The organism is Mycolicibacterium iranicum, from assembly GCF_014190915.1.
GTDB classification, from domain to species: Bacteria; Actinomycetota; Actinomycetes; order Mycobacteriales; family Mycobacteriaceae; genus Mycobacterium; species Mycobacterium iranicum_B.
Map to the genome: position 1 here is coordinate 12,215 of NZ_JACHVU010000002.1, position 14,923 is coordinate 27,137.

Sequence of the window (14,923 nt, forward strand, 5' to 3'; positions counted from 1 at the left end):
GTGGGGGTCACCGTGCCGGCGTGCGCCGCCGGACCACCAGCACGGTGGCGGCGATCGTGGCGGCGACCCCGACGGCGGCCGCGCTGGCCCAGGCCCACCAGGCCCATCCCTGTGCGGGGGCGGGCTGGTGCGGCATCGAGGCGCCTTCGTTGATCGACAGCGTCACGGTGTCCCCGGCGATCCCGGTGGCCACCACGTCACCTGTCAATCCACTCCACCGGTCGGGCAGCCCGCGGATGTGGTCGAGCGTCGCGTCGACCAGGGTCCAGTCGCCGGTGCCGGTGATCGCCAGCACGCCGCGGCCGTTGTGGGTGAAGGCCTGCAGCATGCCCAGCGGGGCGTCGAGATCGACGAGGGTGCCGGTGGGCCCGCTGACGTTGACGGTGTCGGCCTCCCCGGGCAGCATAGGGGCGTTCATGCCGGCGGCCGCGAGGTCCGGTCCGCCCGCGACGACGAGCAGGCCCGAGCCCGACCGTGCGGCGTCGTCGAACGGGATGACGTTGGGCCGCAACGACGTCTGCGTCTGCTGGGCGATCAGATTGACCGCTTCGGCGGCGAACCGGAGATGGTCGGGGCTGTCGAGAGCGACGTCGAATTCGGGCGTGAACGCCATCGGCAGCGCCGGGAACCCGCCGCGGTTGTTCGTGCCGGGCGTCACCGTGACCGTCGAACCGGGGTCCAGCGCGAAGGTGAGCCGGTCGTTGAGCGGGGCACATTCCTGGCGCGGGATGTAGCGCAACTCCAGGGCCAGTCCGACGCTGGAGGTGACCACCTCGCCGGGAATGTCGCCGGTGATGTCGAGGACACCCGACTCGTCAAGGCTGCGGGAGGCCAGAATCGTCGTCCCCGAACGAACCAGCACCGATCCCTCACCGCCGGACACCGGGGTGTAGTTCGCGCGCACATGCACCGTGGCGCTACTGATCGGACCGACCCCGAAGGACGCCACGTCGAAACCCGCATAGAGAGTCTGGGTGCCCAGCACCGAGGTCTGACCCGTGATGTCGAGCTGGTCGAAGGTCTTGATCGTCGACGAGGGATTCACCGTCTCGTGCGCCGACAACGTTGCCGCACTGGATGTCTGGGCGAGCCGCAGGCGCCGGTCGGTGAACAGCGCCACCTGGTCGACGAGTTCGCCGCCCGTTCCCGAGATGACGAGCACGGCGTCGGGGGTGCCGGGCCGGGTCACGGTGAGGCCGGCTGCGCCGCGCTCGGTGACCTCGATGACGCGCGTGTCGCGGGCCGCCGGGATCGGGGCGGTGCCGCTGTCGACCTCGATGCGCACGGGCATCGGCCGGTACAGCCGGGTCAGCCTGGCGACCAGGTCGAGGGCCGCCTGCTGCTGGTGCACGCTGGGGTCGGGCCCGGTGCGGATGACGATGCGGTCGAGGTACCCGGGCAGAAATCCCGCGACGGTGGTCGGGTCCGGGGTGGGACCGGAGAACGCCGTCGTGAGCTGGGTGAGCGTGACCGACGGCTGCTGCGAACAGGTGTCGGCGTCATCGCCCGCGTCGCGCAGGACGAAACTCAGCGTGGCCTTCCCGTCGGACACCCGGGCGGCGGCGACGTCGACACTGAACGGCACGCTGGCGGCGCCGGGCGGAACCGGGATGGCGCCGAGCAGGACGCCGCGGTCGTCGAGGACGTCGACGCGGCCGTCGGTGACATACACGATCGAGCCGAGCTGACCGGTGAGCACACTCGGCCCGACCCCCGACGGCACGGGGATCTGCGTGTTGCTGGGCTGGTTGGCGCCGATGATCTCCACCCGGTCGGACAGTCCGAGCTGCAGCCAATTGATCGCCGGCGAGACCGTATCCGCGTTCGCCGCAACGGCATACGGCTGTGCATGGGCCGTCCAGCCGGAGGACGCGCCGACGGCGGCGACCACCGTCAGGGCTGCGGCGACGGAGCGTGCGCGAAGGTTCATCCGATGTCTCCCGGTACGTTGTGCCCGGCCAGGCCGTGCACGGTCTTCTCCCAATAGGACGGTCGAAAAGCCAACTGGTAGATGGCTTTCAGCGCGGCGATCGACTGCAGGATCCAGTACAGCGGCGCCAGGAGGGCAACCCACCACAGGTACGACTTGCCCAGGGCCTGGGTCACGATCAGGCCGACGTACACCGACAGCGGCGCTCCGATCAGGAACAAGGTCAGGCAGATGTAGTACGACACCGGCGGGAACAGCACTTCCACCACGGGCGCTCGCCCGACGATCCACACGAAGAGCAGAGACCAGAAGACCACGTTGAGCGCGCTGGTCAGCGGCACCCCGCCGGTCATGTTGATCAGCCGCAGCGTGGCCTTCGTGCCGATCTCGCTGCGCAACCGCAGGGGATGGCGTAGATGCACCAGCATGGTCTGCAGGTATCCCTTGTACCAGCGCGAGCGCTGCCGGATCCAGTTGATGACGTCGGAGTTGGCCTCCTCCAACGTGATCGAGTCCAGGATCAGGGTGCGGTAACCGTGCCGGGCGAGTCGCACACCGAGATCGGCGTCCTCGGTGACGTTGAACTCGTCCCATCCGCCGATGTCCCGCCACACCGCGGCGCGCATGTGGTTGGAGGTGCCGCCGAGGGGGACCACGCAGCCGGATTGTTCGACCGCGGGCAGGACCACACCGAACCACTGGTCGTATTCCAGCGAGAAGAACCGGGTGAGCAGGTTCTGGCGTTCGTTGAAGTACCCCAGACGCGCCTGGATGCAGCCGATCTCACCGGTCAGCCCGCTGAACGCGGCGACAGCGCGGCGAAGCTGCAACGGTTCCGGGATGTCCTCGGCGTCATAGATGGTGATGAACTCGCCACGCAGATCGGGCAGGGACATGCCGTAGTTGCACGCCTTGGGCTTGGTCTTGGGCAGGCTGTGCGGGACGATCACCACCCGCACCGACTGCAGGTCGGCGTCGAGCAGGGCTGTCTGGGTGGCGATGTCGTCCTCCTCGACCAGCAGGAGGATCTCCAACCGGTCGGCCGGATAATCCAGCCTGCCCACGCCGTTGAGTAGATTCGCCACGATCGAGGGCTCGTCGTAGACCGGCAGCAGGACCGTGTAGACCGGGAGTGCGGAGTCCGGGATCGACCTCGCCGTCGCGTCGTCGATGCGGATCAGGGCCGAGGACCGAAGACCGCGCAGCAGCAACAGGTTCCGGTCGATCGTGGAGAACAGATACAGCAGGGCCACCGCGGTGGTGAGCACCGGCGGCACGACGGTGGGTGCCGCCAGTGCCGCCGCGATCAGCGCTGCCGCGCCCGCACCCAGGATCGCCAGCGCCTTCGGGGCCAGGACCGCCCGTGCCGACAGGTGCGGCGGGAGCTGGGCGGGGACGACCGTGTCAGGCATCGCCGGCGCCGCCGGTCGATCCGCCGCCGCCGGGATGTGCCGCCGCGTCCACGCTCGCCACGATGTCCTCGGCGCGGCGGACGACCGCCTCGGCGACGTCGCCGCTGCTGCCGGGTTGCTGGCGCGCCAGCCACAGGGCGGGCCGCACGACGACGTCCAGGAACGACGGCGCTGCCGGCTCCGGAGGCATGTCCGACGAGGCCTGGTCGACGATCACGGTGACCTGTTGATGGAGGGCGCCCACAGACCAGTTCCAGGTGACCGCGTACCACGGCGTCTCGGTCCGGGTGGTGACGGAATCGGCGTCGGTGTGTGCCAGGCGCGTGCCGTCGGGCAGACCGGTCGAAGGAGGGGCCGGGCGGTAGTCGACCGGCTGCGACGACGGGTACCACACCACGTCGGCGAAGTCGGCCAGCACCGCGGCGTCCTGCGTGGTGATGACATCGACCGCGGCGGCGGGCTCGGTTCCGGTGGCAGGCACGGAGTAGCGCTCCAGCCGGCTGCTGCTGCCCAGGTAGCGGGTGATGAACGGGTAGCTCGCGACGGGGCGCAGGGTGCTGCGCTCGAGCCAGCCCGGCGTGGCCGTCGGCTCGGCCGGTTCGACCCCGGAGGCCGGCTGAAGCAGCGTCGACGCGACCGCCGCGGCGGTGAGCAGGAGCATCGACCGGAGGCTCCGCCGGGGCATGGCCGCCGGGGTCTGGGCGGCGGACGGCGACCAGGTCTGTCGCGCGACGGTGGTGAGGATCATCGTGGTCAGCGCCGGCACCACTGCTGCCGCCACCACGGACGCGATCAGGACGCCGGCGTGCGAGACCACCGCCGCGCCCGATGCCGCGGAGACGACGAGGCACCCGACGGTGGCCGCCGCGCGTGGCCGCCACGGGGAGCAGCGGCCCGCCAGCGCGACCGCGCCTGCGCCGACTGCCGATGCCATCAGGGTCGCTGCGGTGTCGGAGCCGCCGAGCATCGCGGACCCGAGCAGGTACGGCAGCGGTGTGGCCACCACGGCGGCGAACAGCCACAGCGGCCACATCCGCGCCGCGTGCCGCACACCGAACAACAGGGCGATCAGGCCGGCGAACCAGACGACGACGCCGAGCATCTCGACGCGCCACAATCCTGCGAGCGTCGGCATCCGGTCGCTGACCAGGTGAATACCCGCCAGCGCGGCCCCGCAGAACAGCAGAGACAGGATCCAGTCGGTTTCGTCGTCCCCCACTCCGCGCGGCCGGGCGCGGTAACCGGAGGCGATCAGCACGAGGAGAACGGGCAGTGTCACCAGGTAGCCGCGGTGGGATCCGGCGGCGGCGTCGGTGACGACGGCGAGGAACACCGAGGCGTGCGCCAGCGTGGCCAGGCCCGCTGCGAGGACCAGCCGGGCCCAGAAGGCGGGTTCCCGGTGACGGGGCGGGGCGTCATCGAGGTCGGTGGGGCCGACGGCCGGGGCGGCCGCGACCGTGACGTCTTTCCATTCGACAACGGACATGGGTTCCTCGCAGGGTCCGGGCGGCCCGGGCGGCAGATGTCGCGGTGAGCCGAAAATGTACGCGAGCGGTCATTCTTAGCGATTATTTACGTCAACATCAGAACGCTTGTGTATGGCAACTTGCGCATAGTGAAGCATATCTAGCAAACTTAGTACAACTGACTTTCCAGTAAGAAAGCCAGTAGCTGGTGGCATTGTTTGCTGCGACTGGTAAGGCGGCGGCCGATACGGCAGGCTGTACAGGTGGCCGAAGCAACAGCCGTCTCGGGAACCGCCGTCTACATCGCCTCGCCCGAGGGGGACACCGGAAAGTCGACCATCGCACTCGGTGTTCTGCACCGTCTGTCGGCCACGGCGGCCCGGGTGGGGGTGTTCCGGCCGATCACGCGGGGCGGGGCCGAGGACAAGGACTACATCCTCGAGCTGCTGTTGGACCACACCACCGCGGGACTGCCGTACGACGACTGCGTCGGGGTGACCTATCAGCAACTGCACGACGATCCCGACGCCGCGCTCGGCGAGATCGTGGACCGCTTCCACCGGGTCGCCGACCGGTGCGACGCGGTGCTCGTGGTCGGCAGTGACTACACCGATGTGGCCGCGCCCAGCGAGCTCTCGGTCAACGCCCGCATCGCGGCGAACCTGGGCGCGCCGGTCGTGCTGGCCGTCAAGGCCAAAGACCGCACCCCCGAGCAGGTCGCCCAGGTCGTCGAGGTGTGCATGGACGAGATCGCCGCGCAGCACGCCCACACCGCCGCGGTGGTGGCCAACCGCTGTGATCCGGCGCAGCTCACCGACGTGTGCGACGCCCTGAAGAAGATCGAGCCGCACAGCTATGTCCTGCCCGAGGAACCGTTGCTGGTCGCGCCCTCGGTCGCCGAGCTGCAGACCGCTGTCGAGGGCACCATGGTGCAGGGCGACGCCGCGCTGCTGCATCGTGAGGTCCTCGACGTGCTGGTGGCGGGAATGACGGCCGAGCACGTTCTGGAACGGCTCACCGAGGGCGTCGCCGTGGTCACCCCGGGTGACCGATCCGACGTCGTGCTCGCCGTTCTCAGTGCCCATGCCGCCGAGGGCTTTCCGTCGTTGTCCGGGGTCATCCTCAACGGCGGCCTGACGCTGCACCCGGCGATCGAATCGCTGGTGTCGGGGCTGGGCCAGCGACTGCCGATCATCGAGACCCGGTTCGGCACGTTCGAGACCGCGAGCCGTGTCGCCGCGACCCGCGGCCGCGTGACGTCGACCTCGCAGCGCAAGATCGACACCGCCCTGGCGTTGATGGACCGGCACGTGGACACCGCAGAACTGCTGGCTCACTTGACGATTCCGATCCCGTCGGTCGTCACGCCGCAGATGTTCACCTACCAGCTGCTCGATCAGGCCCGCTCCGACCGCCGACGCATCGTGCTCCCGGAAGGCGACGACGACCGCATCCTGAAGGCGGCCGGGCGCCTGCTGCAACGCTCCGTCGCCGACCTCACGATCCTGGGGGACGAGAGTCAGGTGCGCGCGCGTGCCGCCGAGCTCGGCGTCGACCTGTCTGCCGCGGACGTCCTGAACCCGCGGACCAGCGAGCTCTGCGACCAGTTCGCCGAGCAGTACGCCGCCCTGCGCAAGCACAAGGGTGTCACCGTCGAGCAGGCCCGCGAGACCATCCACGACGTCTCCTATTTCGGCACGATGCTGGTGCACAACGACATGGTCGACGGCATGGTCTCGGGCGCCCGGCACACCACGGCGCACACGGTGCGGCCGGCGTTCGAGATCATCAAGACCCAGCCCGACGTGTCGACCGTCTCGAGCATCTTCCTGATGTGTCTGGCCCACGAGGTGCTGGCCTACGGTGACTGCGCGATCGTGCCGGATCCCACGGCCGAGCAGCTGGCCGACATCGCGATCTCGTCGGCCCGGACGGCTGCGCAGTTCGGGATAGACCCGAAGGTCGCGATGCTGTCGTACTCGACGGGAACCTCGGGCACCGGCGCCGACGTCGACAAGGTCAGGAAGGCAACCGAATTGGTGAGATCGAGGGAGCCTGACCTGTTGGTCGAAGGGCCCATCCAGTACGACGCGGCGGTGGAACCGTCGGTGGCGGCGACGAAGATGCCCGATTCGACGGTCGCGGGAAACGCGACGGTGCTGATCTTCCCGGACCTCAACACCGGCAACAACACCTACAAGGCCGTCCAGCGCAGTGCGGGTGCGATCGCGATCGGTCCCGTGCTGCAGGGGCTGAACAAACCGGTCAACGACCTGTCCCGCGGGGCGCTCGTGGAGGACATCGTCAACACCGTGGCCATCACCGCCATCCAGGCGCAGGGGACGCCGCGATGACGCGGACCGTGCTCGTCCTCAACTCGGGGTCGTCATCGCTGAAATACGCGGTGATCGACCCGGATTCGGGTCTGCTCGTCGCCGACGGGATCGTCGAGCGGATCGGTGACTCGTCCTCGGGCGGGCAGTCGCCACCCGACCATGCCGCCGCGATGCAGGTCGCCTTCGACTCCCTCGCCGACGACGGCCATCGGCTCGACGACCTCGGATTGGTCGCGGTCGGCCACCGTGTGGTGCACGGCGGCCCCGACCTGTACCGGCCGACGGTCGTCGACGATGCGACCCTCGAGACGCTGAGGGAACTCGCTCCGCTTGCGCCCCTGCACAATCCGCCGGCGATCCTGGGGATCGAGGTGGCCCGTCGGTCCCTCCCGGATCTCCCGCACATCGCGGTGTTCGACACCGCGTTCTTCCACGATCTGCCACCCGCCGCGGCGACGTATGCCATCGACGCCGACGTCGCCGAGAAGTGGCACATCCGGCGCTACGGTTTCCACGGCACCTCGCACCAGTACGTCAGCGAGCAGGCCGCGGCGTTTCTCGACATCCCGCTGGAATCGCTGAGCCAGATCGTGGTGCATCTCGGCAACGGTGCGTCCGTGTCGGCGATCGTGGGCGGCCGTCCCGTCGAGACGTCCATGGGTCTGACCCCGATGGAGGGACTGGTGATGGGCACCCGCTCCGGCGACGTCGACCCCGGCCTGATCTTCTATCTGTGGCGCGAGGCGGGCATGTCCGTCGAGGACATCGAGACCATGCTCAACCGGCGCTCAGGGGTGCGCGGTCTGGGCGGGGAGATCGACTTCAGGGAACTGCACCGCCGTATCGAATCCGGTGACACGGCAGCTCATCTCGCCTACGAGGTGTACATCCACCGGCTGCGCAAGTACCTGGGCGCCTATCTGGCGGTGCTGGGCTCGGCGGACGTCATCACGTTCACCGCCGGCGTCGGCGAGAACGATGCGGCGGTGCGCCGCGACGCACTGTCGGGTCTCGGGGCATTCGGGATCGAGCTCGACGAGCACCTCAACGCGAGCCCGGCCAGGACGGCCAGGCGGATCTCCCCGGACGGAGCGCCGACGACGGTTCTAGTGATACCCACCGACGAGGAGCTTGCGATTGCTCGGGCGTGTGCGGGAGTACTTGGCGGAGGGCTCGGCGACGGGTAGTTCGCGCTTCGGGTCGCAGATCCGCAGCAGCCGGCGGACGTGCGGGCCGGCCAGCAGCGACCAGCGCACGCCGCGGCGGGCGCACACGACGTTGATGTTGGACAGCGCGGCAAATCCCGAGGCCCCGAAGAACTCGACCGTCTGCAGGTCGAGGATCAGTTTGCGCGAGCAGCCGAGGCGCTTCTCGACGTAGCCGGCCAGCGCCATGGCGTTGGTGGCGTCGATCTCGCCGTGGATGGTCACCAGCACGGTGATCGGCGGCAGGTCGCACGCCGAGAAGGTCGCGCGGTGATGTTCTTCCCGCAACTCGAACGACGTCGGGTCCGGGCGGAACACCCGCTGCGTGGCGGATGCCGGGGGTGGTTCGACTATTGACATGTGGACTCCCCTCAAACGAAAAGGTGATTCGTTCTGTGGGTGAAGTCAGGGGATCGGGCCCTGCATGCTCAAAGCTGCGCCGATGACGTCACCGTATGTGGTGGAGTCACAGTACTACGGAATTCGTCGGTTGACCATATTCGCCCACGAATTCCATGTTTGTACGTTCACCTGCAGTTTTCGACGTATGTCAACTATGCGGACCCGGGGTCGTCGAGCGTCTGCGTCAATTACGCGACGGCCAGCAACGGAATCAGTGGTTGCTGACTCCGCGCGGTCAGAACGTCGACATCGGGCGCACGCTGTTGGCCAGATCGACCAGCGCGTAGCGGTGCGCCTGCGTCGGTGCCACCCTCGCCAGGCTGCGCAGCGACGCCTCGACGCCGAGCTGCAGCCCGTGTTCGGTGAACGGGAACCCGAGGATGTGGTTCGTGCTCGCGGTGTTGTCCGCCAACCAGTCCATCGCGGTACCGAGCACCAGCGCCCGGATCTGGAGCACGCGCGGTTCGGAATCGGGCAGTGCCTCCACCCGGCGGGCGGCATTGCGGATGTGCTGCTCGGTGATCTCGCTGCTCGATCGGCCCGACAACAGGGTCACCGCGCTCGTCAGCCGGGCGGTCGTGAAGTGCCGCGACGTCGCGGGCACTTCATCGAGGGTGCGCACCGCGGCGTCGCGGTCACCGTCGGCGGATTGGGCCCGGGCCAGCCCGAAACCGGCCGAGATGACGCCGTGATCGGTCGACCACACGGTGTCGTAGAACTTGCGTTCGTCGGCGGCGCCCGCAAGCTCAGCCGTGGCGGCCAGCGCGATCTTGGGGGCCAGCTCGCCGGGTAGCGTGTCCAGCACCTCGGTGAAATGCCGTGTGGCCGACTCGTAGTCGGCGGTCAACAGCTCCGACACCGCACGGAACCACACCAGCCGCCAGCGCCATCCGACCCGCTCGGCGAGGTCTTCGAGCTTGCGGGTGGCCTTGGCGACGTCGCCGAGGTCGAGCAGCGCGCGCACCTCCATCAGCGGGAGTTCGACCGACTGGCTGAGGTCGATGCCCTCGGAATCGAGCGCGCCGTGTCGTGCCGCGCGCAGCGAATCCAGCGTCTGGACAGGCTGACTCAACACCGTCGCCGAGAGCACCGTCGCCCCGACGTCGTTGGGATCGACCAGCGGCACCTGCAATGCCTTGACGATCTCCTGGGCCGTCAGCTTCTCGGAGTGCACCTGGCCGTCGAGGTACACGTCGGTGTGCGCGACCAGAAGGTCGATGCCGAACGTCGACCGCGACGGGCTGAACGTGGTCGACAGACCGGGGCGCGGCACACCGGTGTCCTTGGCGACCACCTCGCGCAGCACACCCATCAGCTGGCTGGACATCTCCTCGGCGCTCTGGAAGCGCCGGCGCGGGTCCGGGTCGATCGCACGCCTCAGCAGCCGGCCGAACGAGTCGTACTCCCGCATCACCGGGTTGTCCTCGGGCAACCCGTCGACGTAGCGGCCCCTGCGTGTGGGCAGGCGCATGGTCAGCGCCGCCAGGGTCCGTCCCACCGTGTAGATGTCGGTGGCCACCGTGGGACCCGTGCGCACGATCTCGGGCGCCTGGTAACCCGGTGTGCCGTAGAGGTATCCGAACGAGTTGATCCGCGAGACCGCACCGAGGTCGATGATCTTGAGCTGGTCCTCGGTGACCATGATGTTCTCGGGTTTGAGGTCGTTGTAGACCAGCCCGATCGAGTGCAGATACCCCATGGCGGGCAGGATCTCGAGCATGAAGCCGATGGCTTCGGCGGTGGGCAGCCGGATCTGGTCGTGGTGCTTGAGCAGCGTGGCCTGTTTGAGCGACGTGCCGCCCACGTACTCCATCACGATGTAGCCGACGGGGTTTCCGTGCTTGTCGTCGTGCTCGACGAAGTTGTAGATCTTGACGATGCCCGGGTGGGTCACCTCGGCCAGGAACTGGCGCTCGGCCATCGCGATCGCCTGCGCCTCGGCGTCCCCGGAGTGCACCAGGCCTTTCAGGACGACGGGCCTGTCGTTGACGTTCTTGTCGAACGCCAGGTACACCCAGCCCAGCCCGCCGTGGGCGATGCACCCCTTGATCTCGTACTGGTCGGCGACGATGTCGCCCGGACCCAGTTGCGGCAGAAAGGAATACGCGCTTCCGCAGTGTGGGCACCAACCCTCGGACAGGGCCTTGCCGTCCTTGGAGGAGCGGCCGACGGGCCTGCCGCAGTTCCAGCAGAAGCGCTTCGACTCCGCGACGACGGGGTCGGTCATCAACGCGGCCAACGGATCTCGCGCCGGGACCCGCGGGATCTCGACGAGCCCGCCCCCGAGCCTGCGGGTCGGGGACATGTGGCGGGTCAGTGTGGTCGCGTTGTCCTGCGGCTCGGTGTCGCCGGTGTGCAGCAGGGTGTCGCTGCTGTCCTCGTCGTCGTCGTCGAAGAAGTTCGGACGGAACACCGCCTGGGTGGCCATCGGCCGGATGGTCGACATCGAATCCATGCCCAGGTCGTCGAAACCTGCGGGCTGGGTGCCGGGGTCGTCGTCGTAATCCTGTTCGGTCATCAGTCGGAGTACCTCGCCGCCGGGGGAGCGGGGGCAGGGCCCAGCACCGTCAACCACTTGCGGTACAGGGTGTTCCACGTGCCGTCGCTGCGGATGCGCTGCAGCGTGCCGTTGACGAACCGCACCAGGCCGGTGTTCTCCTTGTTGACGCCGATGCCGTAGGGCTCCTGGTTCATCGACGGGCCCACGATGTGCAGGTAGGGGTCCTGGGAGACGAGCCCGGCCAGGATGGAGTCGTCGGTGCTGACCGCATCGACCTGCCGCTGCTGCAGCGCGACCAGGCAGTCCGCCCAGGTGACGACGCCGACGATCAGCGGCGGCGGGGTGATCTGCTGGATCCGGCGCAACGACGTCGTGCCCTTGGCCACGCAGACCCGCTTGCCCGACAGGTCCGCCGACTGGCGGATGTTGGAGTCCCGCGGCGCCAGGATCCGCTGGTTGGCGGTCAGGTACGCGGTGGAGAAGTTCACCCGCTCCTTGCGCTCGCAGGTGATCGTCATGGTCTTCACGACGACGTCCACCTGGTTGGTCTCCAGCGCGGAGATGCGATCGGCCGAGGACAGGATGCGGTACTCCACCTGCGACGGGGTGCCGAAGATGTCGCGGGCGATCTCCCCGGCGATGTCGACGTCGAAGCCGGTGATCTCGCCGGTGATCGGGTCGCGGAAGCTGAATAGGTTGCTGCCGATGTCGAGTCCGACGATCAACCTGCCGCGGGCCTTGATGTTCGCCACGGCCTTGTCGGCGTCTTCCTGATTGTCGAACGGCCGCAGGCTCACGCGCGGGTCGCACGCGGTGTCGGGCACCGTGGGCGCACGGGCAGGCTCGGGCGGTAGTTCCTCGAGGCCGGCCGGTGTCGGCGGCGCGAGCGTCACCGTCGGCGTCTGCACCACCGGCAGCGGCTGCGCACACGCACTCAGCACGGCCGCCGCCGCCAGCAGCGCACCGAGGGTCTTCGCGCAAGCGCTCATCAGCGGTACTCGCTCAATCGCGGCCAGATCCCCAACGCCACCGACACCGCCGCCATCACCGACAGCGCCGCCGCACCCACGGTCGCCCCCGAGAGCACGCGGCGGGCGTTGACGATGTCGCTGCGCAGCTGATTGCGACTCTGCTCGATGCCCTTGGACAGCGCCTCGTCGAGCTCGTCGAACGCCGGGGTCGCGTCGTCCTCGCCGACGCCCAGCGCGACCTGGGTGGCGGCCTGGTAGTTGCCGACCGCGATGTAGGCGGTGATGCGGTCGTCGGCGGCCCGCCACCGGTCCAGCAGCCGGCCCGCATCGGCCAGGTCGGTCTTGTCGATCGAGTCGTCACGCTGGACGTAGCGGGCCAGCTGCCGCTTCATCTCGTCGATGCGCTGGTAGTAGGACTGCTTGCGCAACGCCTCGTCGCCGCGCCGGATCAACGACAGCGTTTCGTCGGCACGGGCCTGCTGCGCGGTGATCGCCAGCGTGGTCACGGTCTTGAGCGATTCGGCCGCGGTCTCCTTGGCGCTGCGGCTGTCCGAGGTGGAGATCACCAGCGCCGTGCCGACCCAGATCAGCATGATCAGCACGGCGAGGCCGCCCGCCACGAACCCGATGTTGACCCGCCGCCGGGTCCGCTTGGCCAGCCAGCGGTTGGCGAAGACGCCGAACAGCAGCGTCGCGACCACCACGAGAATCACCGGCGTCGGAATCCGCGTCGACGCCGTGGTCTCGACGTCCACCCGCGCCGAGGTCTCCTCGTAGAGCCGCTGCGCGTCGGGCAGGATCTGCTGCTGCATCAACGCCGAGGCCTCGGACAGATAGGACGAACCGACGGGGTTGCCGGCGCGGTTGTTCGTCCTGGCCGTCTCCACCAGCCCGGTGTAGACGGCGAGCCGCGCGTTGATGCGGCCGAGCAGCTGGACCAGCGGCTCCTCGGTGAGCCCGCTGGAGGCCCGCGTCACCGCGACCGACGCATCGGTGATGGCCTGCTCGTAGCGCTGCCGGACCGCACGCGGCTCGGCCCCGGCGATGAACGCGGTGGCCGCCGCGGCGTCGGCCACCGACAGTGTGGTGTAGAGCTGCCCGGCCGCGAACGCCAGCGGCTCGGTGTGGTTGAGGACCGTCGTCAGCGCCTGCTGGCGGTCGTTGATCGTCGTCGAGGTCGCGAATGCACTGGCGATCACCAGGGCGGCGAGCACCATCCCGATGCTCAGGATCCGGCCGGGGGTCGTCCACAGGAACCACCACCGGGGATGCGACGGAGTCGTCGGGGACCGCGATGCCAGAGGCTCGGTCGAGGGGTGCGCCAACTCAACAGTCACGTTTGCGCGGACCTCATCTTGGTCTCGGTCTCTCCGGCGGTCGTTGTCGAAACACGGGCTAGTCAGATTCTATGAGGGAATTCTAAGAGGAACCCGTGCGACGCGTGCGGAATCAGGTGCCCCGAATTCGTGACCTGTTCCCTAAGCTGAATCTCGTGCGCGGGGACGGTGACGGCTGGGTGGTGTCGGCCAGCGGCGCGGCGTACTGGGGCAGGCACGGCGCGGCCGGGCTGCTCCTGCGCGCGCCCGGCCCGAACGGGGCTGCGGCGGTGCTGCTGCAGCACCGCGCCCCGTGGAGCCACCAGGGCGGAACCTGGGGTCTGCCCGGAGGGGCCCGCGACAGCCACGAGACCCCCGAACAGGCGGCCGTGCGCGAAGCTCACGAGGAAGCCGGACTGCCCGCCGATCAGCTGGTCGTGCGCACCACGGTGGTCACCGCCGAGGTGTCGGGGTGGACGTACACGACCGTCATCGCCGACGCCGAGGTGCAGCTCGCCACGGTGCCGAACCGGGAGAGCGCCGAGCTGAGGTGGGTCGCCGAGGACGAGGTCGCCGATCTCCCGTTGCACCCGGGTTTCGCCGCGAGCTGGGACCGGTTGCGCGAGGTGACCGCTTCGATGCCGCTGCGGATCAACCCGCAGAGCTGAGCAGCGCGACCAGTTCCCGGGCCGCCGCCCGCGGGTCGTCGGCCGCCGTGATCGCCCGCACCACCACCACCCGCCGCGCCCCGGCCGCCAGCACCTCGGGAAGTCGTGCGGCGTCGATCCCGCCGATCGCGAACCAGGGCTTGTCCGTGCCCCGTGCCGCCGCGGCGCGCACGAGGTCGAGCCCGGGCGCCGGACGGCCGGGCTTGGTGGGGGTGGGCCAGCACGGGCCCACGCAGAAGTAGTCGACGTCCTCGGCCGCAGCGGCCCGCACCTGCTCGAGGTCGTGGGTGGAGCGGCCGATCAGTGTGTCGGCGACGATCTGCCGGGCCACCGGCAACGGCAGATCGTCCTGGCCCAGGTGCAGCACGTCGGCCCGGGACGCCAGCGCGACGTCGGCGCGGTCGTTGGCCGCCATCAGCGCACCGTGGCGGTGCGCGGCATCAGCCAGGATCTCCAGCGCCGCGATCTCCTCGCGCGCCTCCAGGGGGCCCCACTGCTTCTCGCCGGGCGACCCCTTGTCGCGCAGCTGGATGATGTCGACACCGCCGGCCAGCGCGGCCTCGGCGAACTCGGCGAGGTCACCGCGCTCGCGGCGGGCGTCGGTGCACAGATACAGGCGGGCATCCTGCAGTTCGGGGGATTCGGGCACAGCCGAACCGTAGCCGGGGTGCCACGTACCCTGGTAGGCGACCACACGGGAGTCCCGGGTACCGGGAC

General features: G+C 69.2%; 11 protein-coding genes. 3 read left to right on the plus strand and 8 right to left on the minus strand.

Annotated features, from left to right (window positions below; genetic code table 11):
- Positions 1-7 precede the first annotated feature (7 nt).
- From FHR72_RS03845 to FHR72_RS03855, 3 genes are read right to left on the minus strand one after another with little or no spacing between them, the layout of a single operon-like run.
- The gene (locus tag FHR72_RS03845) at positions 8-1,930 is read right to left on the minus strand and encodes a hypothetical protein (RefSeq protein ID WP_183466621.1); all 1,923 of its coding nucleotides are present in this window, start codon (positions 1,928-1,930) and stop codon (positions 8-10) included.
- The gene (locus FHR72_RS03850; RefSeq protein WP_183466622.1) at positions 1,927-3,342 is read right to left on the minus strand and encodes a glycosyltransferase family 2 protein; all 1,416 of its coding nucleotides are present in this window, start codon (positions 3,340-3,342) and stop codon (positions 1,927-1,929) included. The genes FHR72_RS03845 and FHR72_RS03850 overlap by 4 nt, the downstream gene beginning before the upstream one ends.
- Positions 3,335-4,828 carry a hypothetical protein gene (locus tag FHR72_RS03855; protein WP_183466623.1) on the minus strand — a complete coding sequence of 498 codons (1,494 nt, stop codon included), beginning with the start codon at positions 4,826-4,828 and terminating at the stop codon, positions 3,335-3,337. Before FHR72_RS03855 ends, FHR72_RS03850 begins: the two co-directional genes overlap by 8 nt.
- Positions 4,829-5,071: 243 nt before the next feature.
- Between FHR72_RS03855 and pta the strand changes: the two genes are divergently transcribed.
- On the plus strand, positions 5,072-7,162 hold the full coding sequence (gene pta, locus FHR72_RS03860) for a phosphate acetyltransferase (protein ID WP_183466624.1): 2,091 nt from the start codon (positions 5,072-5,074) through the stop codon (positions 7,160-7,162).
- Positions 7,159-8,331, plus strand: coding sequence for an acetate kinase (locus tag FHR72_RS03865; protein ID WP_183466625.1), 1,173 nt, complete (start codon positions 7,159-7,161; stop codon positions 8,329-8,331). The genes pta and FHR72_RS03865 overlap by 4 nt, the downstream gene beginning before the upstream one ends.
- Here the strand turns inward: FHR72_RS03865 and FHR72_RS03870 are convergent.
- The 4 genes from FHR72_RS03870 to glnX form a co-directional block, all read right to left on the minus strand.
- Complete coding sequence (locus tag FHR72_RS03870; protein WP_183466626.1) at positions 8,251-8,709, minus strand: STAS domain-containing protein; 459 nt, start codon at positions 8,707-8,709, stop codon at positions 8,251-8,253. The two genes, FHR72_RS03865 and FHR72_RS03870, sit on opposite strands and share 81 nt — an antisense overlap.
- Positions 8,710-8,986: 277 nt before the next feature.
- Positions 8,987-11,269, minus strand: coding sequence for a serine/threonine-protein kinase PknG (locus FHR72_RS03875; RefSeq protein WP_183466627.1), 2,283 nt, complete (start codon positions 11,267-11,269; stop codon positions 8,987-8,989).
- The gene (locus tag FHR72_RS03880) at positions 11,269-12,240 is read right to left on the minus strand and encodes a glutamate ABC transporter substrate-binding protein (RefSeq protein ID WP_183466628.1); all 972 of its coding nucleotides are present in this window, start codon (positions 12,238-12,240) and stop codon (positions 11,269-11,271) included. The genes FHR72_RS03875 and FHR72_RS03880 overlap by 1 nt, the downstream gene beginning before the upstream one ends.
- Positions 12,240-13,559 (minus strand): protein kinase G-activating protein GlnX, encoded by a 1,320-nt coding sequence (gene glnX / locus FHR72_RS03885; protein ID WP_183466629.1) that lies wholly within the window; start codon positions 13,557-13,559, stop codon positions 12,240-12,242. Before glnX ends, FHR72_RS03880 begins: the two co-directional genes overlap by 1 nt.
- A gap of 155 nt (positions 13,560-13,714) precedes the next feature.
- Between glnX and FHR72_RS03890 the strand changes: the two genes are divergently transcribed.
- Positions 13,715-14,206 (plus strand): NUDIX hydrolase, encoded by a 492-nt coding sequence (locus FHR72_RS03890; RefSeq protein WP_183466630.1) that lies wholly within the window; start codon positions 13,715-13,717, stop codon positions 14,204-14,206.
- On the opposite strand, the gene thiE is transcribed toward FHR72_RS03890, so the two are convergent.
- Entirely contained in the window at positions 14,190-14,855 is a 666-nt protein-coding gene (gene thiE / locus FHR72_RS03895; protein WP_183466631.1) for a thiamine phosphate synthase, read from the minus strand. The two genes, FHR72_RS03890 and thiE, sit on opposite strands and share 17 nt — an antisense overlap.
- Between the last annotated feature and the right edge of the window lie 68 nt (positions 14,856-14,923).